We start from the raw sequence: 21,204 nt of genomic DNA, 5'->3' as shown, positions 1-21,204 counted from the left end.
TGCGCTGAGGTGGAACGCGTGGGCGCGGCGGTGGCTGCCGTGGTCGACCACGCGGCGGCCGCTGCGCGCAGGGTCAGTCGGCGGACTCGTCGACCGGCGCCTCGTGCGTCAACTCCGCGCGCAGCGCGTCGAAGGCCTCGTTGATGAGGTGGCGCAGGTCGTCGGCGCCGTTGCTCTCCGCCCAGTACCGGATGGCCTCCGTGGTGGCCGCCAGGGCTGCCGCGACCACGACCCGCAGGTGCAACCCGGCTCGGGATCCGTCGGCGGTGGGCGCCAGCGCCTCGATGAGCAGTCGCTGGTCGGCGTCGCGACGCGACCCGGTGCCGGCCCGCAGCGCGGGCGTCCGGTAGACCAGCCGCATCCGCGCCAGCAGCACGTCCCGTTCGCTGTCGTAGAGCTGGTTGAGCCCGTGCGTGAGAGCGTGCCGAATCTTGTCGATGGCGGGCTCGTCGGCCGGCCGTTCGGCGATCAGGTCGGCGATCATCGGGTCGTAGTCGTCCTCGAGCGCCGCGTCCTCCTTGGTGGGGAAGTAGCGGAAGAACGTCATGTGGGAGACGCCGGCGGCGGCCGCGATCTCCTCGACCGTCGTGGCCTCGAAACCCTTCTCCAGGAACAGCCGCATGGCATGCTGCTGGAGCAGCCGACGGGTGCGCTCCCGTTTCTCGCGGCGCCAGTCGGATCCGGCGGCCCGGGACGCGTCGGTGCTGCTCACAGAGGGCTCATTCGGCGGATTCGTCGGGATACCGGGGCAGCCTAACCGTTGCTCCGCGTGGCGGTACGCACCGGGGATTCGTCGTCTGCACGAGGTGGCACCGATGCGAGCGGTTCGCGTTCCGGCAGGAAGGCCAGGCAGAGCGCCGCGCCGACCACGGCGAGGCCGAAGCAGCACCACATGACCATCGACATCCCATCGACGTACGCCAGGTGGGCGGAGCGCAACAGCGCGGAACCCGACGGTCCGAGCGTCTCCGCGACGGCGGCCGCGCCGAACACCGACTCCTTCGCCGCATCGGCCGCGGCGGACGGCAGCCCGCCGAGCGCCGGATCGAGATCCTTCTGATAGACGCCGGACAGCACGCTGCCCATCGCGGCCACCGCCACGGCGCTACCGACCTGGCGCAGCGTGTTCACCACCGCCGAGCCGCTGCCGGCCTCGTCGTCACCGACCGAGCCGACCGCCGCCTCCAGGGAGGTGGCCATCACCGCGCCGACGCCGAACCCGCACCCGGCGAGGCCGATCGCCAGCCACCCGTACCCGCTGGCGTCGTCGACCCGGGTGAGCAGGAGCAGCCCGGCGCCCATCACCACCAGGCCCGTGATCACGATGACCTTTCCGCCGAACCTGCGGTCCAGGCTGGTGGCCAGGGCGCCCGACACCAGGAGGCCGGCCATCATCGGGATGATCCGTAGGCCGGTGCCGAGCGGGTCGAAGCCCCGGACCGCCTGTAGGTAGAGAGGGACCACGAAGATCACGCCGGCGAGCGCAAAGGCGACGATCATGATGGCGACGGTGTTCCAGGTGAACTGCGGCCTGCGGAACAGCCGGAGCTGCATCAGTGGGTGGGCGACGCGCCGTTCCCAGGCCACGAACAGCGCGATCGCCAGCACCGCGCCGATCAGCAGGGCGATGGTCAGACCGTCCGACCAGCCCGACCCGGGGCCGCGGATGACGCCGTACACCAGAGCGACCGTGGCGACGACGGCCAGGATGCTGCCGACGACGTCCAGCCGGCGCGGCGTCTCGCTGCGCGTCTCGTCGATCAGCAACAGGCCGGCCGCGAACGCGATCGTCAGGATCGGCACGTTGATCCAGAAGACCGAACTCCACGAGTAGCGTTCGAGCAGGGCGCCGCCGACGATCGGCCCCAACGGCATTCCGGCGCCGACCGCGGCCGTGAAGACGGCCATGGCCCGGGTGCGCTCACGGCCGGAGAAGGTCGTGACGACCAGCGCGGGGGTCAGCGGCAGGATGATGGCCGATCCGACACCCAGCACGGCGCGGGCCGCGATCAACTGGCCTGCCGTCTCCGACAGGGCGGCGGCGAACGAGGCGACGAAGAACAGGCCGAGCCCGGCCAGCATGACCTTCTTGCGGCCGATGCGGTCGGCGATCGCACCGGAGGGCAGCATCGCACCGGCGATCGCCAGCGAGTAGGCGTCGACGATCCACTGCAGCTCGGCGGTGCCGGCGCCCAGGGAGCTGGAGATGCTGGGAAGGGCCACGTTCAGGACCGTGAAGTCGAGACTCAGCACCAGTACGGCCAGGCAGACGGCGAGGAGCATCCACCAGCGGCGATCAATGCGCGTCCTCATCATCCCACCCCGTTAAGTTAGCTACTAACATGTTAGAAGCTAACGTGTAGCGGTTGCCGAACGCAAGCGGGCGATGGGCGCGGCGGTGCGTGACGATCGACGTGGCGACCTGCACCGAATGTAGGACTTCTTCGCATAAGACCGGTTAATGCGAGTTCTGCTCGGCTACGTTCCCCGTGGGTGCGGCAACCGATTTGTCGCTGTCTGCACCAACTGTGACGTGCAGAGACATGGTGTACGGAGAAGGGCCAGGTATGTCCAACCATCGACACCCGAACGCCAGCGATCCAGCGGCAGATCAACCACCACGGTCGAGGAAGCGACGGGCGCGCTGGCTCGTCGCCGGCGTGGCCGGACTGACCGGGGTGGCCGGCCTGGCCGCCGTCGGGGCGCCGGCAGGCGTGACCGGAGCGTTCGCGGCCGGCGGCGGCAGCCTGCTCAACGTCGGAGAGCAGGTCCTCAGCGGAAGCAGCCGGACGGGAGGCGACGACGACGGAGGGCGCGGCGGTCGCGACGACAAGGGCCACAAGGGCGACGACAACTGGAGCGGCGAGGACGGCGACGTCCGGGACGTACCCTGCGGCGCGAACGAGTTGATTGCGGCGCTCGTCAGCGCGAACGCCGGCCACGGGGCGAAGCTCAGGCTCGCCGAGAGGTGCACCTACACGCTCAACGCGTCCGCGCCGCAGCCGCCCGTGCCCCACGGTCCCATCGGCCTGCCGCTCGTCACTCAGCCGATCGCGATCGACGGGAGAGGATCCACGATCGTCCGCGCGGCCACCGCCACACCGTTCCGGATCCTCGAGGTGGGCGCCGGAGGAGACCTGAAGCTGCGCGACGTCACCATCAAGGGCGGCGAGGACACGAGTGGGATCGGCGGTGGTGGGGGCGGCATCCGGATCGACATCGGCGGCCGGGCCACCCTCGAGAACATCGACGTGGTCTTCAACCACACCAACGGATTGGGCGGCGGGATCGCCAACTTCGGTGACACCAGCATCCTCGGCCGGAGCGACCACGGCGCGGACAAGGGCCGGGACGGCAAGAGCGGCGACAAGCACGGGGACGACAAGCACGGGGACGACGAGAGCAGGATCAGCGACAACGGTTCCCAGTTCGACGGTGGGGGCGTCTACAACAACGGCAACCTCACCGTGCGGAACGCCAGGCTCAGCGACAACAGCACGATCGGAATCTTCAACGTCCTGCCGCTCGGTGGCACGGGTGGTGGCCTGTCGAACTCAAGCGTCGCGGTGCTCGAGGACGTCCGCGTCCACCACAACACCGCCGGCTTCCGGGGTGGTGGCATCCGCAGCGGCATCAACGCCACCACCACGGCCCGGAACATCGAGGTCACCGAGAACGCGACCGGCAGCGAGGGCGGCGGAATCTTCAGCGACGGCGTCTTCCACCTGGAGCACAGCAAGATCGGCCGCAACAACGCCGGTCAACGCGGCGGCGGGATCTTCAACCAGATCGGTCAGTTCGTGGCCGAGGACGTCCAGATCAGTGAGAACGCCGCCAGCACGAACAGCAGCATCGAGAACGGCGGCGGCGTCTACGTCGGCAGCGGCGTCGTCGTCCTGCGGCACACGGAGGTCAGCCGCAACAAGGCGTTCGGCACGAACTCGCAGGCAGGCGGCATCTACAACGGGGGCACCGTCACCCTGACCGAGTCCAGGGTCACGGAGAACATCTCCGTCCTGGCGCCGGGCGGGATCTTCAACGACGGCGGCCAGGCCACCGTGGACGAAAAGTCGGTCGTCAGCGGCAACCGGCCCACCAACTGCACGCCAAGCGCACCGCCCGTCGACAACTGCTTCGGCTGACCGGCTCCTCGGCCAGCTTGCCGAGTGGTCCAGCGCGACCGACAGCGGTACGGGGGCATCCGGTCCCGCTCCGGCTCGATCACCAGATCGGACCGGGGCGGGACCGGATGCGTACGTCAGAGCGGCTTCGTCCGGCCGGCGGCGACCGTGAGCGGCCACCGCCGGCGCGGTCGTCGCGTCAGAGCCGGGAGGTGAAGGTGGCCAGGAAGCGGTGCGGGGTGACCACACCGGCGTTGTCGAAGCAGATCACGTCGACGTCGGCGTTTGTGGCGTACGTCCACGGTTGGGTGAGGTGGCAGTAGTTGCTGCCGGCGCCCTGCGCCACCACCTGGACGTGGGTCTCCTTGAGGCCGATCTGCGGGAACGTCGCCAGGTAGCGGCCGGCGGGCGCCAGCGCCGCCACCGTGTTCGCGCCGACGCCGAGCACCGAGTTGTCGTTTGTCGGCCCGCCGACTGCGGTGCCGAGGTAGCCGAAGCGCGACGGCGGGGCGAGGGAGCCGATCACCGGCCGTCGGCGGTGGTACGACAGGGCGAAGTCGGTGTTGACGAACGCACCGGCCTGGTCGTAGCAGAAGACGTACACCTGCACGTCGCTGCCGACGGCGGTCCAGGAGTAGACCTTGCAGCGGCGAGGGCCGGCGTTCGGCTGCACGGCGGTGACCTGCACGTTGCCGGCGAGCACCCCGGCCAGCCCCACCCCGGGCAGCCGCACCAGGTACTGCCCGACCCCCAGTGGCCCGACCGTGTTTCCCACGCCGGTGGAGTTGTACGACTGCACCACCACGCCGCCGCCCCACTGCACGTACGCGTGGGAGGTGCCGGCCGGCAGTACGCCGGAGCTTGTCGTCCAGAGCACGGTGAACGGGGTGTCCTCGCGCGTGCCGCCGGGCCTGTGGCACTGCACGTCGACGATCTCGTCGGTGCCGGACTGGAACCAGCGAACCACCTCGCAGTAGTGCCCGGTCCGGTTCACCGGTGTCACGTGGGGCACGCCCCGCGAGCTGGCGCCCACCTGTGGGAAGCGGACCTGGAACCGGCCGGGCGCGAGCTTGACGCCGGTGGCCCAGGCGGCCGGGAACGCGGTCTTCCAGCTACCCCACTGTCGGCTGGTGTCCAGCACGGTCCAGACCGGCACCGTGGGGTCCTGCACGTACGCGAACCCCCAGCGGTCGGCGGTGGCCGCGGCGGCCGGCGTCGGCGGTGTGAGTGCGCCGGCGGCCAGGACGGCGGCCAGCGCGGCGGTGACGAACGATCGGAGACGCATCTGTTCCTCCAGTCGACAGGGACGTGTCGGGGAGGAGTCTGCGCGTGGTGACGTGATGGTCACAGTCGGCTACCAGGTGCGCCGGTGTCGGGTGTCAGCCACCCGGAATCGAGCGGACGGCCCCCTCGCCTGGGCGTGGGGGCCGTCCGGTGGGTGTGCGCGGGCGCGGGTCAGCCGCCGGCGAACGTCGGTTCCACCCCGCACTTGGCGTTCTGGTTGAGGCAGGACTTCACCAGGGCGCCCAGGTGGTCGGGCTCCCAGGCGTTCATGAAGTCGCCGTGCATCGAGGACGGCTTGCCAGAGGCGAGGCTGAGACCGTCCCCGCCCAGCGACTGGTAGTTGACCATGAAGGAGAGATCGGGCACCGCCACCGGGTACTTGCCGGTGCAGACGCCGTTGACGGGGTCGCCCATGTGCGACTTGTGATCGGGCGAGTCGATGTTCTTGCCGTCCCAGCAGTCCTTGAAGACCAACTGGAAGATCAGGTTGCCGCCGGGGGCACAGACCGGCCAGTTGCCGTCGGCGCTGCGGCCGATCTCGGCGCTGCCCGCGCACCAGAACTGGTTGCTGCCGGCGTTCTTCGGGGTGTCGACCTGCTTCTTGGCGTCGCCCTCGACCACCCGCAGGCCCGGCGGGAAGGGCTTGACCGTCGACGGGTCCTTGACCCGCGAGCCGTAGTAGACCCGGAAGCTCTTCATCGGAACGGGCTTGCCGTCCTTGCGCAGTTCGGGGACCCAGTAGGCGCTCAGGTCACCGGGGGCGTTGCAGGTGGTCGTCGAGGAGAGCAGCTTGTCGGTGGTGGTGAAGGCGTCGACCCTGGGGCCGAAGAACGTGTGCATGTGCGAGGCGCCCGCCAGGCCGGGCAGGACGATCGGGTCGTCGGGCGCCGAGTTGGCGAGATCGCAGTCGGTGTGGAATTCCGGGACACGGGTGGTGCCCGCCGGGACCGCCTTCGGCGTGATCGCGTTGAAGGCAGCCAGTTCCCTGCTCCACCTGGCCTGGTCGACAGGCACCCAGCCGCCGCCGGCCGGAGCGCCCGACGGGGACGCCGACGGGCTGGAACTCGGCGCGGACGACGCGCTCGGTGCGGTGGAGGCGCTCGGCGTCGTGGCCGTCGCCGGCCCGAACGTGAACCAGTTCAGATTCACGAAGTCCGCCGTGCCGATGCTCTTCAGGACGGCGAAGACGGTCTGCGCGCCGGCCGGCACGCTTGACGCCTTCGCGGTGACTGTCGTCCACTTCTGCCAGCCGCCGGTCGAGGCGATCGGGAAGCTGGCAAGCAGTTGACCGTTCTGCGTGCCGAGGTGCAACTCCACGGTTCCGCCGGTGGTGTTGAGTGCCGCGACCCGGGCCGTCAGGTCGGCGCCGGTTATCGACACGTTGTCGTACCGCAGCCAGTCGCCGTCGGCCAGCCAGCCGACGTTCCTGCCGCCGTCGGTGTCGCCGGTGCTCTCGGTCTGCGCACCGGACTGCGCGGCGAATGCCTCCGCCTGGACCCGGCCGGGCACGGCCACCTCTTCGGCCTGGGCGCCGGCGATGTAGATGGCGCTGCCGCCCAGCGCGGCGACGACCGCGGCGGCGAGCGTGGTGCGGGCGAGGCGACGGCGCTTTCGCGCCCGGTCCGGCGGTACGACATGCGCGGGGGGAGTCCGCATTGCCAGTGGTTTCCTTCGAGTTGGCGATAACGCTCCTGTCGGGATGAAGTATGTGCACGTCCAGAGCCCGCATCAACGTGCGGAAAAAGAATTAAGGAGGGTCGTGAGCAGGTCTCCTGGTGGCCGCCTTCTCGGCTCCGGATAACAGTTTTTCGCCCGCGCAGCCTTAAGTTTGTTTTAACTCCGCGAAGGCGGCCTCGCTCCGCCGATTACGGATTTCACGGTAACGAATCGTGTTCCGATCAGATACTGGGAGGCATGTCGTCGCGACCCGGCACTCCTCGGCTGACGCGCCAGCCGGGGCGGCTGGTCGCCTTCAGTGACGGTGTCTTCGCCATCGCCGTGACGCTTCTCGTGCTGGAGATCCAACCGCCGAAGGACTTCGGGCGTCTCCTGCCGGGTCTCGGGGCGTTGTGGCCGTCGTACCTGGGGTACGCGCTGAGCTTCCTGCTCGTCGGGCAGGTGTGGGTGAATCATCACGTCATGTTCGACCGGGTCCGGCACGTCGACCGTCCGGTCCTGTTCCTCAACACGCTGCTCCTGATGGTCATCGCGTTCCTGCCGTTCTCCACGTCGCTGCTCGCCGACGCGCTCCGCGCGGAGCAGGGGCTGCGCACGGCGGTCGTCGTCTACGGCAGCACACTGTGGGCGGCAGCGGCCCTGTTCAACGTCATCTGGGCACACCTTCGCCGGGCGAAACTCCTGGACCCCAGCCTCGGCCCGTTCGGCGTCCGGGCCATCGGTCGTCGGTACGCATTCGCGCTGGTCTGGATCGGCGGCGGCATCCTCGTCGGCGCGTTCGTGCCGATCGCGGGCGTCGCCGTCATCGCGGCCTTCCTGCCCGCCTACTACCTGCCCATCCGCGGCGAGTACGGCGAGGACGACAGGACCACCGACCGTCCCGGCTGAACCGGACCCGTCGACCCGGGGCCGGCTCGGCGGACACCGGCGTCGAGGTCGTCAAAATAGTGTGGGCGTGGCTGTCGATCGGGGCCGGCTCTCTTCGTAGCCATGGTGAGGGCCCGGCATCGAGACGGGCCACGCACCCGCTGGAGGGCACGATGACCACCACCGCGCAGACCACCCGCACCAACACGGCCTTCGGCGCGCTGATCCGGGCCGGTGTGCTCGCCACTGTCGCCGCGAGCGCCGCCACCATGGCCCTCGCCGCCGCCGGCCAGGCGGCCGGGATCAGCCTCGACGTGAGTGGCGCCCCGATCCCGGTCACGGGGTTCGGCGTGCTGACCGCTGTCTTCTCGTCGGTCGGCGTGCTCCTCGCCGTGCTGCTGTCCCGTCTCGCGCGGCGTCCGCGGCGCGCGTTCGTCCGTACGACTGTGGTGTTGACGGTCCTGTCCCTGGTGCCGGACGTGCTCGTCGACGCCGGGACGCCCACCAGGGCGCTGCTGATGCTCACCCACCTGGTCGCGGCCGCGATCGTGATCCCGGCCGTCGCGCGCCGACTGGCCGCCTGACCTCTTCCCGTCCCACCGTCGAGCTATCGGAGGATCACCATGAAGCAGTACCTGCTGTCCGTGCACGACGTCGAGGGCGCGCCGACGCCCTCCGACGAGGAAACCCAGATCATGTTCCGGGAGACCGGTCGGATCATCGACGACATGCGGGCGGCGGGCGCCTGGGTCTTCGCCGGAGGGCTCACGTCCCCCGACAGCGCCACGGTCGTCCGGGTCGAGAACGGCGCCACCTCCATGAGCGACGGGCCGTTCGCCGAGACGAAGGAACACATCGCCGGATTCTGGGTGATCAAGTGCGCCGACCTGGACGCGGCGCTGGCCTGGGCCGAGAGGTGCGCGGCGGCCTGCGGCCCGGTCGAGGTGCGCCCGTTCGACGACCTGTCCCAGGCCTGAGCCGGAGCCGTCGGCCGACATGGACCTGGCGAGCGTCTACCGCGCGGAGTACGGCCGCTGCGTCGCCACCCTGACCCGCCTCCTCGGTGACATCAACCTCGCCGAGGAGGCCGTCCAGGACGCCTTCACCACCGCAGTGCAGAAGTGGCAGACCCTGCCGCCCAACCCCGGCGCCTGGATCGTGACGACCGCCCGCAACCGGGCCGTCGACCGGCTCCGCAGGGAGTCCACCCGCGAGGCCCGGCACGCCCAGGCCCTGCTGCTCCACCAACAGGACGAGCCCCAGGAGGTGGGACCGGTGAAGGACGACCAGTTGCGACTCATCTTCACCTGCTGCCACCCGGCGCTCGCCCCGGACGCGCGGACGGCCCTGACGCTCCGTCTGCTCGGCGGTCTCGAGGTACCGGAGATCGCCCGGGCCTACCTGGTGCAGGAATCGACAATCGCACAGCGGATCGTGCGCGCGAAGAAGAAGATCCGGGATGCCGCCATTCCGTACCGGGTGCCCGCCGAACATGAGCTGCCGGACCGGCTGCCGCCCGTGCTCACCGTGCTCTACCTGATGTTCAACGAGGGCTATGCCTCCACCGCCGGGCCGCTGATCAGGACGGACCTGTGCGCCGAGGCGATCCGGCTCGCCCGCGAGCTGGCCGCGTTGATGCCCGACGAGCCCGAGGTTCTGGGCCTGCTCGCCCTGCTGTTGCTGACCGAGGCACGTCGTCCGGCCCGGCTCGGCCCGACCGGCGACCTCGTGCTCCTGCGCGACCAGGACCGGTCACTGTGGAACCGGGCGCTCATCGCCGAGGGCCACGACCTGGTCCGCCGCTGCCTGCGGCGTAACCGTCCCGGCCCGTACCAGATCCAGGCCGCGATCGGCGCGGTGCACACCGACGGCGCGGCCACCGACTGGCCGCAGGTCCTGGCGCTGTACGACCAGCTCCTCGCGCTCGCGCCGACCTCTGTCGTCGCGCTCAACCGGGCGGTCGCGGTCGCCGAGGTGCACGGGCCGGCGATGGCCCTCGCCGCGTTGGAGGACGTCGACCTCCCGGGCTACCACCGGCTGCCCGCCACCCGGGCCGAGCTGCTGGCCCGGCTCGGCCGCGACGGGGAGGCCCGAGCCGCCTACGACCAGGCCATCGCACTGACCAGCAACGAGACCGAGCGGGCCTTCCTGCGGACTCGTCGTACCGAACTCACCCACCCAAGGAGATCATCATGACCGCCACCTACACCTTCGACGTCTTCACCAGCCTCGACGGCTTCGGCAGCACCACGGGCAACTGGGGCGGCTACTGGGGTAAGCAGGGCCCGGAGCTGCTGGAGCGCCGCCTCGCCACGTACGGCGAGGACCACCGGATGGTCTTCGGCGCCAGCACGTACCGCATGTTCGCGGGGATGCTGGCTGCCAGCACCGAGGAGTCCGAGGTCCGGGACGCCTGGGTCAACCGCATGATCAACCTTCCGGCGACTGTCGTGTCGAACACGGTGCAGGGGCCCCTCGACTGGCCGGACGGAACCGTCGAGCGCGGTGACGCCGTCGACGTCGTCGCCCGGCTCAAGAAGGAGTCCGAGGTGCCGTTGCGCTCGCACGGCAGCCTCTCGATGAACCGGGCACTGCTGGCCGCCGGCCTGGTCGACTTCGTCCAGGTGACGCTCTTTCCGGTGGTCACCGGTCAGACCGGGACGGAGCCGATCTTCCACGGGACGGCCGACTACGACCTGGAGCTGATCGAGAGCCGGACGCTCGACGGTCGCACCCAGGAGTTCACCTACCGACCCACCCTGCACACCTGAGTCGTCCCTGCACCCGGGGCGGTGGTGTGGCCGGCACGGGCCACACCACCATCACCCGCGGGCCACGCCGCTCGGGTGACCACCCGACCGCGTCACCACGCGTCGACGGCGCCGGTCAGCAGCGCACTTCGGTCTCCTTCTGCGCCACGTCCGAGATCCCACCGAGGGCCCGGGTGCACACCGTCAACGTGTTGGCACCCAGCGACCAGACGTCGGGGCCGCTCGAACACTGCAGGTCGCGCAGCGTGCTGCCGGTGACGATCGAGGTGCAGACCTGGTACGAGCCGTGGCTGGCCCGGTACTGCTGCCACACGTACGTGTACGCGTAGTTCTTGCCACAGCCCTTGTACTGCTTGACGGATGCGGCGGTCTGTCCGCCGACGGTGACGTACGCCGTCGCGCCGATCTGGACCGAACCCGCGCAGCGCGGGTTGGTCTCGGCGTGGGCGGGTCCGGCGAATGCCAACGTCGCGGGCACAGCCAGCCCGGCGGCCGCGAGGATTCTTACGCCGCGTCGGGAAAGGCTCTTCATCGGTGACCTCCTTCAATGCACCGGGACCGTCGATCCCCGGTGTCGTCGGTGCACCACATTGATGGTCTCCACGGCTCGTTCGGTAGCCTCTGACACGCTCTGACAACGCCTGACGAAGGCGTCTGACATGGGGGAGTGATGAAGGACCAGCGTGCCGCCGAGGAGTCGATTCAGGACAGACAGGCTGCCGAGAGGTTCGCCGAACAGTTGCGGGCACTCCGGAGAGCAGCGGGAGACCCGTCATTCCGCAAGATGGCGGGGCGGTCGGGCCGGATCTCGCACACCACGTTGCACGAGGCAGCCGCCGGGACCAGGTTCCCGTCCTGGGAGACCACGCGGGAGTTCGTCCGAGCCTGCGAGGCGGACGAGGCCCAGTGGCGGCGCCGATGGGAGGACGCGCAGCGCCCCGGGGAGAGCCACACCGTCCCGGCGGGCGGCCTCGCGCCGGTCGTCGCCGACTTCCCGACCGGGGCCGGCAGCCCAACCACCGTCGACGGAACACAGACCGGAGTCGAGACGTCCGGCGGCCTGGGCACTTCGGCGGCCCACGGGCCCGCCGTGTCGGGAGTCGACGCGTCCGCGTCAAAGGGTCAGGGCGCGCTGACGACCGTGGAGTACCCGCAGGCCGAGGATGATGTCGAGAGTACGCGGCGGGGCCGGCTGCCGTGGCTCAACGCCGCAGCGGTGGTGCTGGTGGTGGCGATGGCCGCTGTCCTGGCCGTGAACGGCCGCGGTCGGTCGTCCCCGGCCGACTCCGACACCCCGTCGGCGTCACCGTCACCGTCGTCGGCGTCGGCGTCGGCGTCGGCGTTCTCGGACTCGTTGATTCCCGGGGACGCGAGCAAGTTCGTCGCCGACGTCACCATCCCCGACGGTACCCAGGTGAAGGTGAACGCCCAGTTCGACAAGGTGTGGGCCCTCGCGAACGTGGGGAAGGTCGACTGGCACAACCGGTTCCTGGCGCGAATGGACCCCGCTGCCGACGGCGCCGGTTGCCGGACACCCGATCGGGTGCCGATCGGTGACACGCCGCCCGGCGAGCAGGTGATGATCCGCGTTCGGGTCACCGCGCCGAGCCGCCCCGGCAAGTGCTGGGTCAGTTGGAAGATGGTCGACGAGACCGGGCGGGAGTACTTCCCCACCCGCCGGCCGGTGTACTTCATGGTCACCGTGACCGCCTGAGGGTCGGTTCCCGGGCTCCGGGTCGCCGTCAAGCGGCGTCCGGACGCGAACGCACGGTGTCAGGTGCGGGCCTGGCCCAACCTGACAACGCCACGTTCGCCGAGGTCAATGGCTATCTGACGAATCTGACACGGCACCGGGGTACCGAACAGCAGGGCACTTCTCGCAGGGTGATGTCGAACCGAGAACGACTCACCAGCTACGAGGAGGACCCGTCTTGCGCCGTCCCTGGTTAACCGTCGGGCTCGCCGCGCTCTGCGTGGCCGTCGGCGTCCCGGCCCACCCGGCATCCGGCGCCACCGCGCAGCGGACCGTCGCGACAGCAGCGCGGCCCGTCGTGGACATGGAGGCCACCGTCCTGGCCGCCCAGATCGACCCCCGGCGTGCCGACAACACCCTGACGCCGGGTGCGAAGAGCTCCGTACTCGCCGTGGAGCAGGCGCTCCAGGCCAGGAATCTGCTGGACGCGCAGTGGGTCGACGGCTACTTCGGCACCGTGACCGTCGCGGCGTACGCGGCCTACCAGCGCTCGCTCGGCTACACCGGCCTGGCCGCGAACGGGCTGCCCGGCACGACGTCGCTGACGAAGCTCGGGCTGAACCGCTACACCGTCGGCAACACGATCGGCCCGGGCGCGAAGGTTCAGCGTGACGGGTACGTCGTCAATGCCCGCACCCAGGCGATGCTGGCCGAGGCCCAGCGTCTGCTCGGTCGCACCCTGGTGCTCGAGCAGGGCTCGTACAACCCCGGAGGTGACCCGACCTCGGCCGGTACGCACGACGGCGGGGGTGTCGTGGACATCTCGGTCGCCGGCATGACCGCGGCGAAGCGCACCGCCGTCGCCAGGGCTCTGCGCCAGGTCGGCTTCGCGGCCTGGGTCCGTGACCCGAGTCAGGGTGACTGGCCGTGGCACATCCACGCCACGGCGATCAACGACACGGATCTGTCCAGTCAGGCGCAGCACCAGGTCGGCGACTACTACCTCGGCATGAACGGCCTGGCCAACCGTGGCCCGGACGACGGCCCCCGGATCCCGATCCAGACCTGGGAGCAGTATCAGCGCGGGCAGTGACCCGCACCCCCTCACCGTCTTCGGAAAGGACACCATGAACATCCGTAAGAGCCTCGCGGCCGCCGGCATCGCGCTGGCCGCGACCACCTCGATCCTCGGCGTCGCATCGCCCGCATCGGCGGCGGCCCGAGACGGGGTCTGCGACAGTGGCGAGTTCTGCTACTACTACAACAGCGACAACGCGGGGTCGATCTCGGACTTCACCGGTTCGCTCGACGACTACGGCACCGAGCAGCCCTCGTGCTACGACTTCAAGGGCGCCGGCGCCGGCAAGGGCCTGTGCATCAAGAACGAGGCCGCCTCGGTCTGGAACCGCAGCACCAAGACCGTACGCGTCTACTACAACAGCGGCTACGCCGGTTCTTACCAGGACTTCGCGGCCGGCGCGAAGGGCAACCTCAACGCCACGCTGAAGAACAACAACGCCTCGCACCAGTTCTCGCCGTCGACGCGCACGAACCTGTCGTACGCCCTGTACCAGGCCAGCGGCGGTTCGGTAACGTGCGGCTTCGACGGCTACACCACCACCCCCGGCCGGCACGAGGGCATCGACATCGCCCGCAGCGTGGGCTCGGACGTGCACGCGGTGGTCTCCGGAACTGTCACCTACGTCGCGCGGGGCAGCACCGGCAGCGGCGGCCTGTCCACGATCTCCGTCTACAACTCCTCGTCCAACAAGACGGTGATCTACCTGCACACCGCGCCGAGGTCCGGGGTGAGCGTGGGCGACGCCATCAGCAAGGGCGAGATCATCGCCGACGAGTCGTGGCACGGGGTGTCCTCCAGCTCGGGCGCGCACACCCACGTCGAGGTCCGTGCCGGCCGGCAGACCCACGCGGCCGTCAGCGTCGGCGACCCCACCCTGGACAACGCCGACCCGACCGCGTTCTGGAACTCCCAGGGCTACAACGAGAAGTAGGACGTCGTGAATATCCGCAAGAGCCTCGCCATCGTCGGCGCCGTCCTTGCCATGTCCACCTCCATCCTGAGTGTCGCCTCGCCGGCAGCGGCGGCCGGACGGGACGGAACCTGCGACAGCGGCGAGTTCTGCTACTACTACAACAGCAACCAGGCCGGCTCGGTCTCCGACTTCACCGACTCCCTGGACGACTACGGCACGACCCAACCGACCTGCTACGACTTCAAGGGCACGGGCGCCGGCAAGGGCCTGTGCGTGAAGAACAACGCGGCGTCGGTGTGGAACCGGACCGGCAAGACCGTGCGGGTCTACTTCAACAGCAACTTCGCCGGTGCGACCCAGGACTTCGCGGCCGGGGCGAAGGGCAACCTCAACGCCACGCTGAAGAACAACAACGCCTCGCACGAGCTGGTGAGCGGGGCGACGGGCTGCAGCACCGACGGCACCAACACGAAGCTGCCGAGCACCATCCTCGTCTACCGGGTGGGTCTCGGGCGCGTCGACCGGGTCGACTTCAAGACGTACGTCAAGAACGTCCTCCCGAACGAGTGGATCACGAGCTGGCCGCGAGCCTCGCTGGAGGCCGGTGCCGTGGCCGTCAAGAGCTACGGCTGGTACTGGGCGTTGCACTCGACCCGGAAGACCTCCGGCGGCCAGTGCTACGACGTCCGGGACGACACCGGTGACCAGGTCTACCGGCCGTCGTCGGCGCAGGCGTCGACGTCCGCCGCGGTGGACAACACCTGGTCGACCCGGATGACCCGGAGCGGGAACATCCTGCAGGCCCACTACTGCGCGACCACGACGGCGTGCGGTGGCTGGGTGGACGGGGACTGGCTGTCGCAGTACGGCTCGCGTGACCAGGCGAACGCGGGCAAGAGCTACCAGACGATCCTGCGCTACTACTACCGCGACGTGGTCGTCTCCTGACGTTCCGCGTCAACCGTGCCGCCCGCCGCACCCGCGGCGGGCGGCACGCTCGGCATCCCTCGGCTCAGGAATCGAGGCGGTCGACGGTGCCGGCGCTTCCGTCCACCCTCAGCAGCGTGCCGTCGCCGAGGGCCGTCGTCGCGCCCGGGATCGCCAGGACGGCCGGGATGCCCTGCTCGCGGGCGACGATCGCGGCGTGCGAGAGCAGGCCGCCGATCTCGGTGACGACAGCGGCGACGACGCCGAACAGCGGAGTCCAGGACGGGTCGGTGGTGCGACACACGAGGACGTCACCGGGCCGGACGCGGGCGAAGTCGGCGGTGCCGCGCACCACGCGCGCCGGTCCGGTGGCGACAGCGTCACTTCCGGGCGTACCCGTGAGGGTTCTGCGCTCCGCGGGGGCGAGCGTCGGCACCGTGGGGAGGGCGGCGGTGACCGGGCGCGACTGGAGGATCCAGATCCGGGAGCCGGCGATCGCCCACTCGATGTCCTGCGGGCCGCCCAGCAGGTCGGCGACCTGCCGGCCGATCTGCGCGAGTCGGGTGACCTCGTCGTCGCTGAGGCAGAAGCGATCCTGGTCGGCCTGCTCGACGTCGCGGGTGGTCGTACGGTCGACGCGGGTCTTCTTCGTGCCGAGTGACCGGTGGGTGACGGCGCCGCCCGACACCACCCAGGAGTCCGGGGTGACACGGCCGCTCACGACGCTCTCGCCCAGCCCCCAGGACGCCTCCAGCCGGATCTCGTCGCCGGTGAACAGCACCCCGGCCACGTCCGCGTCCACCAGGCGCTGCACCAGCACGGCGATGGACGGCGGCGCGGTGTCGCGCTGCCGGCGCCGGTACGCGACGGCACGGTCGGACCACAACGACGCCCAGCATCGGCGTACGGCATCGGTCACCTGATCGGGGCCGCGTACGCCCAGGTAGGTGTCGTGCTGCCCGGCGGCGGTGGCGCGGGCGGTGTCCTCACCGGTCGCCGAGGAGCGCACGGCGAGGTGACCGTCGCCGATCCGGGGCAGCGCCCGGGCGATCTCGGCGGCCAGTGTGGCGGGAAGGTCGCCGGCCGCCTGCTCGTAGGCGGCGGTCGGCACCACGAAGCCGGGCGGGACCGGTAGCCCCGCCCGGAGGAGCTGGGCCAGCAGCGCCGCCTTGCCGCCGGACGTCGCGACGTCGGCGTCGGCCAGGTCGATCAGCACCCGCTTCCCCCCTCGGACCCGTGCATCCTAGCGGCGCGTCACGATCATGCGTGCCGCTTTGACGCCTCGTGCGCGGGGTTGAATGCTCATCGGCATGACGCATGACTCAGCACCGGATCTGCGCGTTCTGCACGCGGTGCGGGTGATCGGGATGGCCAGCGACGAGGCAGTCGCCCGCCGCCTCGGCATCGACCTCGACACTGCCTCCGAGCTTCTGCGGGACTTCGAAGCCTACGGGTGGGTGACGCACGTGGAATTCGGGGCCACCAGCGGGTGGACGCTCACCGAGCGCGGCCGCGACGAGGACTCCCGCAGACTCGGCGAGGAACTCGACCAGGCCGGCGCGCGGGAGGCCGTCGAGCGGGCGCACAAGGAGTTCGAGGCACTCAACGGACGGTTGGTGCGGGCCTGCACCGACTGGCAGTTGCGGCCCACCGGGGGCGACCGGTTGGCGGCCAACGACCACGGCGACCCACAGTGGGACGCCCGGGTGCTGACCGAGCTCACGGCGATCGGCGCGGAGCTGACCCCGTTGGTCGGCGGGCTCACCGCCGTACTGGCTCGGTTCGGCGACCACGCCGACCGGTTCGACGCCGCCCTTCGGCGAGCCCGCGCGGGGGAGGGGCAGTGGGTGGCCGGGGTCGGCGTCGCGTCGTGTCACGCCGTGTGGATGGAGCTGCACGAGGATCTGCTGTCGACGCTCGGAATCGCCCGCGGCGGCGAGCCGGAGAACGGGTAGGTTCCGTGGGTGTCCACCCGATATCTCTACCTGGCGCGACACGGATCGGCGGACGCCTTCGGCGAACTCACCGACGCGGGACACCAACAGGCCGACCTTCTCGGGCGGCGGCTCGCCCGGCTACCGATCGACGCGGTGTGGCACTCGATGCTGCCGCGGGCCGCCGCGAGCGCGCGGGAGATCGCCCGGCACCTGCCGGATGTGCCGGTGGCCGAGGCGGCCGAACTCGTCGATCACGTGCCGTACGTGCCGGACGCGCACGAGATGCCCGGCGCCTGGGCCGGCTTCTTCGACGGCTTCGACGAGGCCGAGGCCTCGGCCGGCAGACGAACGGCGCAGAGCCTCGTGACGCGGTTCGCCACAGCGCCCGAGCGCACCGAGCCCGACTCCCACGAGGTGCTGGTCACGCACGCGTACCCGATAGCGTGGCTGGTGCGGCACGCGCTGGATGCCCCGTCCACCCGGTGGCTCGGCCTGGAGTCCGCGAACACCGGGCTCACCGTGATCGAGTACCGGGCCGGCCTGTCGCCCACCCTGGTCATGTTCAACGACCAGAGCCACCTCTCGGGTGACCTGCGCTGGACCGGATTCGGCGTGGCCACCCGACCGTGAGCCGAGCAGCAGTCGACGAAGCGCCCCGTCCAGATCTGGACGGGGCGCTTCGTCGTGTCAGCCGAGCTGTGTGCCGGACACCGGGCGGACCTCGTCGGCGCTCGACACCGGGGCGGCCACCTCGATCCGGGGCGACCGGTCCGGCGGAAGATGGCCGAGGTCGGCGATCACGACGACGTCCACCTCCCCGTCGATCATCTTCTGTTCGACCCTCTCCCACGATGCCCGCATGATCCCGTTCAACCGGTAGTCATGTCGGCGCAGGTGGTCGAGACACCTCGTGATGGCGTGTTCCGACGGCTCGATGTCGGCGGGTACCCAGATAACGGCTAGTTCCATGATCTCTCCTGATCAACGTCGCGGACGCGGGTGGAAGATCAGGAGCTGCCGTGGCGGCGGGGGACCCCGCTCCACGGGTCGACCTGCGGCGTGGCTGTCGAAGGGGACGACGGCGCGCCCCCGGTGCAGCGTCGCGACGGGCGGTGGTCCGTCGGTCGCCGACGCCGCCTGGTCGAGCCCACCGGCACCGTTTCCGGCGGGTGCGGACGCGAATGCCGGCACCAGCGCCCGTGGCACCGGGAGCGGTCCGGCGGGAGGAGGTGGCGCCGGCAGCGGTTGGGCGGCCGTCGTCGCAGGCGTTCGAGCCGGCACGCGACCGTTGGCGGTGCCGGGAAGGCCGGCACCCGCCGCCGTCACGTGGGTCGACGGCGGCCGCGCGGTGGTGCGTGCGGCCGGCGGGGCCGAGGCGACGGGCGCGGCCGGCGGCGGGGCCGACCGTCGCGCACGGGGTCGTCGGGTCGGCGCGGCGGTCGACGGTTCGACCGACGGCGCATCGGTGGCGGTCGGCAGGGGCAGGGGAACGGCTGTCGGCACGGGGAGGGCGGTCGGCACGGGGAGGGCGGTCGGCAGGGGCAGGTCGATGTCCAGCCGCGTGTCGACCGCGTCGCGCAGCAGCGCCCCGACGATGCCGGCTGCGGGGCCGTCCTCCGCCGGCGGGCCGTTGGTCGGCGACGGCGACGGATCGGCGTACGCGGGCTCGGCGCCCAGGGCCACGCCGAGGGCCGCCGCCCCCAGTGCTGCCGCCCCGAACGCCGCTGCGCAGAGCGCCGACTGCGGCAGACACCGCTTCGGCCGCCTCACGCCGTCCCACCCATGCGCGGACTGTTGCCCCCCGGCAACTCGGGCTACACCTGTCGCGGGCCGATCCGCGGCCACCGCGGCGGTCCCGCGCCGCCCGGCGCGAGCGGCACGCGCATTCCCGCTCGGTTCCCCGGCGGTACGCGGGGCAGGTGACCTGGACTGTGAGCGATAACAAGGCCGTCGCGCGGTGCACCCGGAACGTCGGTGCGGCACGGATCGTCGACCCGATCGCGCCCGGACGTCGACAGGTGGCGATGAGGCACGCTTCGCGAACCGATTCGGTCGAGCGGCCATGTGGCCGGCTCGTTACGTCTTGACGAACAGCATGTTATCGCTCACTCTCGATGGAGAGGTGGCGGCGTCGGTGGCTCACCGGGCGAGTCCCGCGGTCGCGCCTCGACGCACGGCGTCCCCGGGCAGCGGACGTCGTCTCAGGAGTCGCGGGTTGCCGGCGTGCGCCGGCCAGGCTGCGTGCGCCGCTGCGAGGTGCCCAGGATGACCGTCCCGGATTCCTTGGCTCAAGCCGGCGACCGCCGTCGGGACCCGTTCGTCCTGAGTGACGTGGCACATCACCACCACCGATGCAACCACTGAGAAGGAACGACATGAGACCCAAGAAAGCTCTGCTGGCGACGGCGACCCTCGCGGTCGCACTGACTGCGGGTATGACTGTGGCGCTGGCGCCCATGGCCAGCGCCGGAACGACGTTGAAGGCGTCGGCGGCCGAGAAGGGCCGCTACTTCGGTGCCGCCGTCGCGACGGGCAAGCTCTCCAACAGCCAGTACGTCGGCATCCTCAACAGCGAGTTCAACAGCGTCACCCCCGAGAACGAGATGAAGTGGGACGCCACCGAGCGGTCCCAGGGTCAGTTCAGCTACACCGGTGGTGACCGCCTCGTCAGTCACGCCCAGGCCAACGGCATGAGCGTGCGGGGGCACGCGCTGTTGTGGCACGCCCAGCAGCCGCCGTGGGCGCAGGGCATGTCCGGCACGGCGCTGCGCAACGCCGCGATCAACCACGTCACCCAGGTCGCCACCCACTTCCGGGGCAAGATCTACGCCTGGGACGTGGTGAACGAGGCGTTCGCCGACGGTGGCAGCGGCGGCCGGCGGGACTCGAACCTGCAGCGCACCGGCAACGACTGGATCGAGGCGGCGTTCCGCGCCGCCCGCGCCGCCGACCCGGGCGCGAAGCTCTGCTACAACGACTACAACACCGACGGGATCAACGCGAAGTCCACCGGCATCTACAACATGGTGCGCGACTTCAAGTCCCGCGGCGTCCCGATCGACTGCGTCGGCTTCCAGTCCCACCTGGGCACCACGTTGGCCGGTGACTACCAGGCCAACCTCCAGCGCTTCGCCGACCTCGGCGTCGACGTGCAGATCACCGAGCTGGACGTGATGACCGGCTCCAACCAGGCCAACATCTACGGCTCGGTGACCCGCGCCTGCATGGCGGTGTCGCGCTGCACCGGCATCACCACGTGGGGCGTCCGGGACAGCGACTCGTGGCGCGGTAGCGACAACGCGCTGCTGTTCGACGGATCGGGCAACAAGAAGGCGGCGTACACCTCCGTCCTCAACGCCCTCAACGGAGGCAGCACCAACCCCACCACGCCCCCGCCGGGCACCGGGGTGGACACCACCGCCTGGTACGTGTTGGTGAACCGCAACAGCGGTAAGGCGCTCGACGTGTACGAGCGGTCGACCACCGACGGCGCGCGGATCGACCAGTGGGCCCGTAACGACGGAGCATGGCAGCAGTGGCAGTTCGTGGACTCCGGCAGCGGCTACTACCGGCTGAAGTCCCGCAACTCCGGCAAGGTGCTTGACGTCGCCAACCGCTCCACCGCCGACTCCGCGCCGGTCGTGCAGTGGAGCGACGGCAACGGCACCAACCAGCAGTTCCGGCTGGCCGACTCCTCCGGTGGCTACCTGCGCCTGATCAACCGCAACAGCGGCAAGGCCGTCGAGGTGCAGGGCTCGTCCACGGCCGACGGCGGCAACGTCGTGCAGTACGCCGACTGGGGCGGCACCAACCAGCAGTGGCAGCTGGTCCGTGTCGGGTAGCCTCCTGACCCACTGAACCGGCAGCGCGGTGGCGCGGACGCACCTCGTCCGCGCCACCGTCGCCGCTGACCGTGACGCCCGTTGGTACGCG

General features: G+C 70.5%; 21 protein-coding genes. 13 read left to right on the top strand and 8 right to left on the bottom strand.

What is annotated here, in order from left to right; all coding sequences use genetic code 11:
- Nucleotides 1–73 precede the first annotated feature (73 nt).
- Complete coding sequence (locus MILUP08_RS22390; RefSeq protein WP_007461887.1) at nucleotides 74–712, bottom strand: TetR family transcriptional regulator; 639 nt, start codon at nucleotides 710–712, stop codon at nucleotides 74–76.
- A 41-nt stretch (nucleotides 713–753) separates the two neighbouring features.
- Nucleotides 754–2,313, bottom strand: coding sequence for an MFS transporter (locus MILUP08_RS22385; protein ID WP_039908572.1), 1,560 nt, complete (start codon nucleotides 2,311–2,313; stop codon nucleotides 754–756).
- A 347-nt stretch (nucleotides 2,314–2,660) separates the two neighbouring features.
- Here MILUP08_RS22385 and MILUP08_RS22380 point away from each other — a divergent pair, with 347 nt between their 5' ends.
- A complete protein-coding gene (locus MILUP08_RS22380; protein ID WP_039906448.1) occupies nucleotides 2,661–4,142 on the top strand; it encodes a hypothetical protein in 1,482 nt (493 codons plus the stop codon).
- Between the two features lie 178 nt (nucleotides 4,143–4,320).
- Here the strand turns inward: MILUP08_RS22380 and MILUP08_RS22375 are convergent, their stop codons facing one another.
- Nucleotides 4,321–5,406, bottom strand: a complete 1,086-nt coding sequence (locus MILUP08_RS22375) for a hypothetical protein (RefSeq protein WP_007461881.1) — start codon at nucleotides 5,404–5,406, stop codon at nucleotides 4,321–4,323.
- Between the two features lie 170 nt (nucleotides 5,407–5,576).
- Nucleotides 5,577–7,061, bottom strand: a complete 1,485-nt coding sequence (locus tag MILUP08_RS22370) for a DUF1996 domain-containing protein (protein WP_007461879.1) — start codon at nucleotides 7,059–7,061, stop codon at nucleotides 5,577–5,579.
- Nucleotides 7,062–7,319: 258 nt separating this feature from the next.
- Between MILUP08_RS22370 and MILUP08_RS33960 the strand changes: the two genes are divergently transcribed.
- The 5 genes from MILUP08_RS33960 to MILUP08_RS22345 all read left to right on the top strand — a co-directional run bounded on the left by MILUP08_RS33960 (nucleotide 7,320) and on the right by MILUP08_RS22345 (nucleotide 10,720).
- Entirely contained in the window at nucleotides 7,320–7,970 is a 651-nt protein-coding gene (locus MILUP08_RS33960; RefSeq protein ID WP_007461864.1) for a TMEM175 family protein, read from the top strand.
- Between the two features lie 152 nt (nucleotides 7,971–8,122).
- The gene (locus MILUP08_RS22360) at nucleotides 8,123–8,533 is read left to right on the top strand and encodes a DUF6069 family protein (RefSeq protein WP_007461862.1); all 411 of its coding nucleotides are present in this window, start codon (nucleotides 8,123–8,125) and stop codon (nucleotides 8,531–8,533) included.
- Nucleotides 8,534–8,572: 39 nt separating this feature from the next.
- Nucleotides 8,573–8,926, top strand: a complete 354-nt coding sequence (locus tag MILUP08_RS22355) for a YciI family protein (RefSeq protein ID WP_007461860.1) — start codon at nucleotides 8,573–8,575, stop codon at nucleotides 8,924–8,926.
- A gap of 19 nt (nucleotides 8,927–8,945) precedes the next feature.
- A complete protein-coding gene (locus MILUP08_RS22350; protein WP_007461856.1) occupies nucleotides 8,946–10,145 on the top strand; it encodes an RNA polymerase sigma factor in 1,200 nt (399 codons plus the stop codon).
- Nucleotides 10,142–10,720: a dihydrofolate reductase family protein gene (locus MILUP08_RS22345; protein ID WP_007461853.1), complete on the top strand. Its 579-nt coding sequence runs from the start codon at nucleotides 10,142–10,144 to the stop codon at nucleotides 10,718–10,720. Before MILUP08_RS22350 ends, MILUP08_RS22345 begins: the two co-directional genes overlap by 4 nt.
- 115 nt (nucleotides 10,721–10,835) lie before the next feature.
- On the opposite strand, the gene MILUP08_RS33955 is transcribed toward MILUP08_RS22345, so the two are convergent.
- Nucleotides 10,836–11,252, bottom strand: coding sequence for a hypothetical protein (locus tag MILUP08_RS33955; RefSeq protein WP_007461851.1), 417 nt, complete (start codon nucleotides 11,250–11,252; stop codon nucleotides 10,836–10,838).
- 138 nt (nucleotides 11,253–11,390) lie between these two features.
- On the opposite strand from MILUP08_RS33955, the gene MILUP08_RS35465 reads away from it, so the two are divergent.
- The 4 genes from MILUP08_RS35465 (at nucleotide 11,391) to MILUP08_RS34775 (ending at nucleotide 15,355) form a co-directional block, all read left to right on the top strand.
- Nucleotides 11,391–12,434: an NBR1-Ig-like domain-containing protein gene (locus tag MILUP08_RS35465; protein ID WP_007461847.1), complete on the top strand. Its 1,044-nt coding sequence runs from the start codon at nucleotides 11,391–11,393 to the stop codon at nucleotides 12,432–12,434.
- Nucleotides 12,435–12,651: 217 nt separating this feature from the next.
- A complete protein-coding gene (locus MILUP08_RS22330) occupies nucleotides 12,652–13,506 on the top strand; it encodes a peptidoglycan-binding domain-containing protein (RefSeq protein ID WP_007461845.1) in 855 nt (284 codons plus the stop codon).
- A 34-nt stretch (nucleotides 13,507–13,540) separates the two neighbouring features.
- A complete protein-coding gene (locus MILUP08_RS22325) occupies nucleotides 13,541–14,425 on the top strand; it encodes a peptidase inhibitor family I36 protein (RefSeq protein WP_007461843.1) in 885 nt (294 codons plus the stop codon).
- Between the two features lie 6 nt (nucleotides 14,426–14,431).
- Entirely contained in the window at nucleotides 14,432–15,355 is a 924-nt protein-coding gene (locus tag MILUP08_RS34775) for a peptidase inhibitor family I36 protein (protein WP_007461839.1), read from the top strand.
- Between the two features lie 64 nt (nucleotides 15,356–15,419).
- Here MILUP08_RS34775 and MILUP08_RS22315 read toward each other — a convergent pair whose 3' ends face one another.
- Nucleotides 15,420–16,550 carry a PEP/pyruvate-binding domain-containing protein gene (locus MILUP08_RS22315; RefSeq protein WP_007461837.1) on the bottom strand — a complete coding sequence of 377 codons (1,131 nt, stop codon included), beginning with the start codon at nucleotides 16,548–16,550 and terminating at the stop codon, nucleotides 15,420–15,422.
- A gap of 94 nt (nucleotides 16,551–16,644) precedes the next feature.
- On the opposite strand from MILUP08_RS22315, the gene MILUP08_RS22310 reads away from it, so the two are divergent.
- Both MILUP08_RS22310 and MILUP08_RS22305 read left to right on the top strand, forming a co-directional pair.
- Nucleotides 16,645–17,289 (top strand): helix-turn-helix domain-containing protein, encoded by a 645-nt coding sequence (locus tag MILUP08_RS22310; protein WP_039908563.1) that lies wholly within the window; start codon nucleotides 16,645–16,647, stop codon nucleotides 17,287–17,289.
- A gap of 9 nt (nucleotides 17,290–17,298) precedes the next feature.
- Entirely contained in the window at nucleotides 17,299–17,901 is a 603-nt protein-coding gene (locus MILUP08_RS22305; protein ID WP_007461833.1) for a histidine phosphatase family protein, read from the top strand.
- Between the two features lie 57 nt (nucleotides 17,902–17,958).
- Here the strand turns inward: MILUP08_RS22305 and MILUP08_RS33945 are convergent, their stop codons facing one another.
- Nucleotides 17,959–18,240, bottom strand: coding sequence for a hypothetical protein (locus MILUP08_RS33945; RefSeq protein ID WP_007461831.1), 282 nt, complete (start codon nucleotides 18,238–18,240; stop codon nucleotides 17,959–17,961).
- 12 nt (nucleotides 18,241–18,252) lie between these two features.
- Nucleotides 18,253–19,041 carry a hypothetical protein gene (locus MILUP08_RS22300; RefSeq protein WP_007461828.1) on the bottom strand — a complete coding sequence of 263 codons (789 nt, stop codon included), beginning with the start codon at nucleotides 19,039–19,041 and terminating at the stop codon, nucleotides 18,253–18,255.
- 605 nt (nucleotides 19,042–19,646) lie between these two features.
- Here MILUP08_RS22300 and MILUP08_RS22295 point away from each other — a divergent pair.
- Complete coding sequence (locus MILUP08_RS22295; protein ID WP_007461825.1) at nucleotides 19,647–21,113, top strand: endo-1,4-beta-xylanase; 1,467 nt, start codon at nucleotides 19,647–19,649, stop codon at nucleotides 21,111–21,113.
- The last annotated feature ends 91 nt before the right edge of the window (nucleotides 21,114–21,204 follow it).

The organism is Micromonospora lupini str. Lupac 08, from assembly GCF_000297395.2.
Taxonomy (GTDB): Bacteria; Actinomycetota; Actinomycetes; order Mycobacteriales; family Micromonosporaceae; genus Micromonospora; species Micromonospora lupini.
This window is presented reverse-complemented; position numbering and strand designations above follow the sequence as displayed.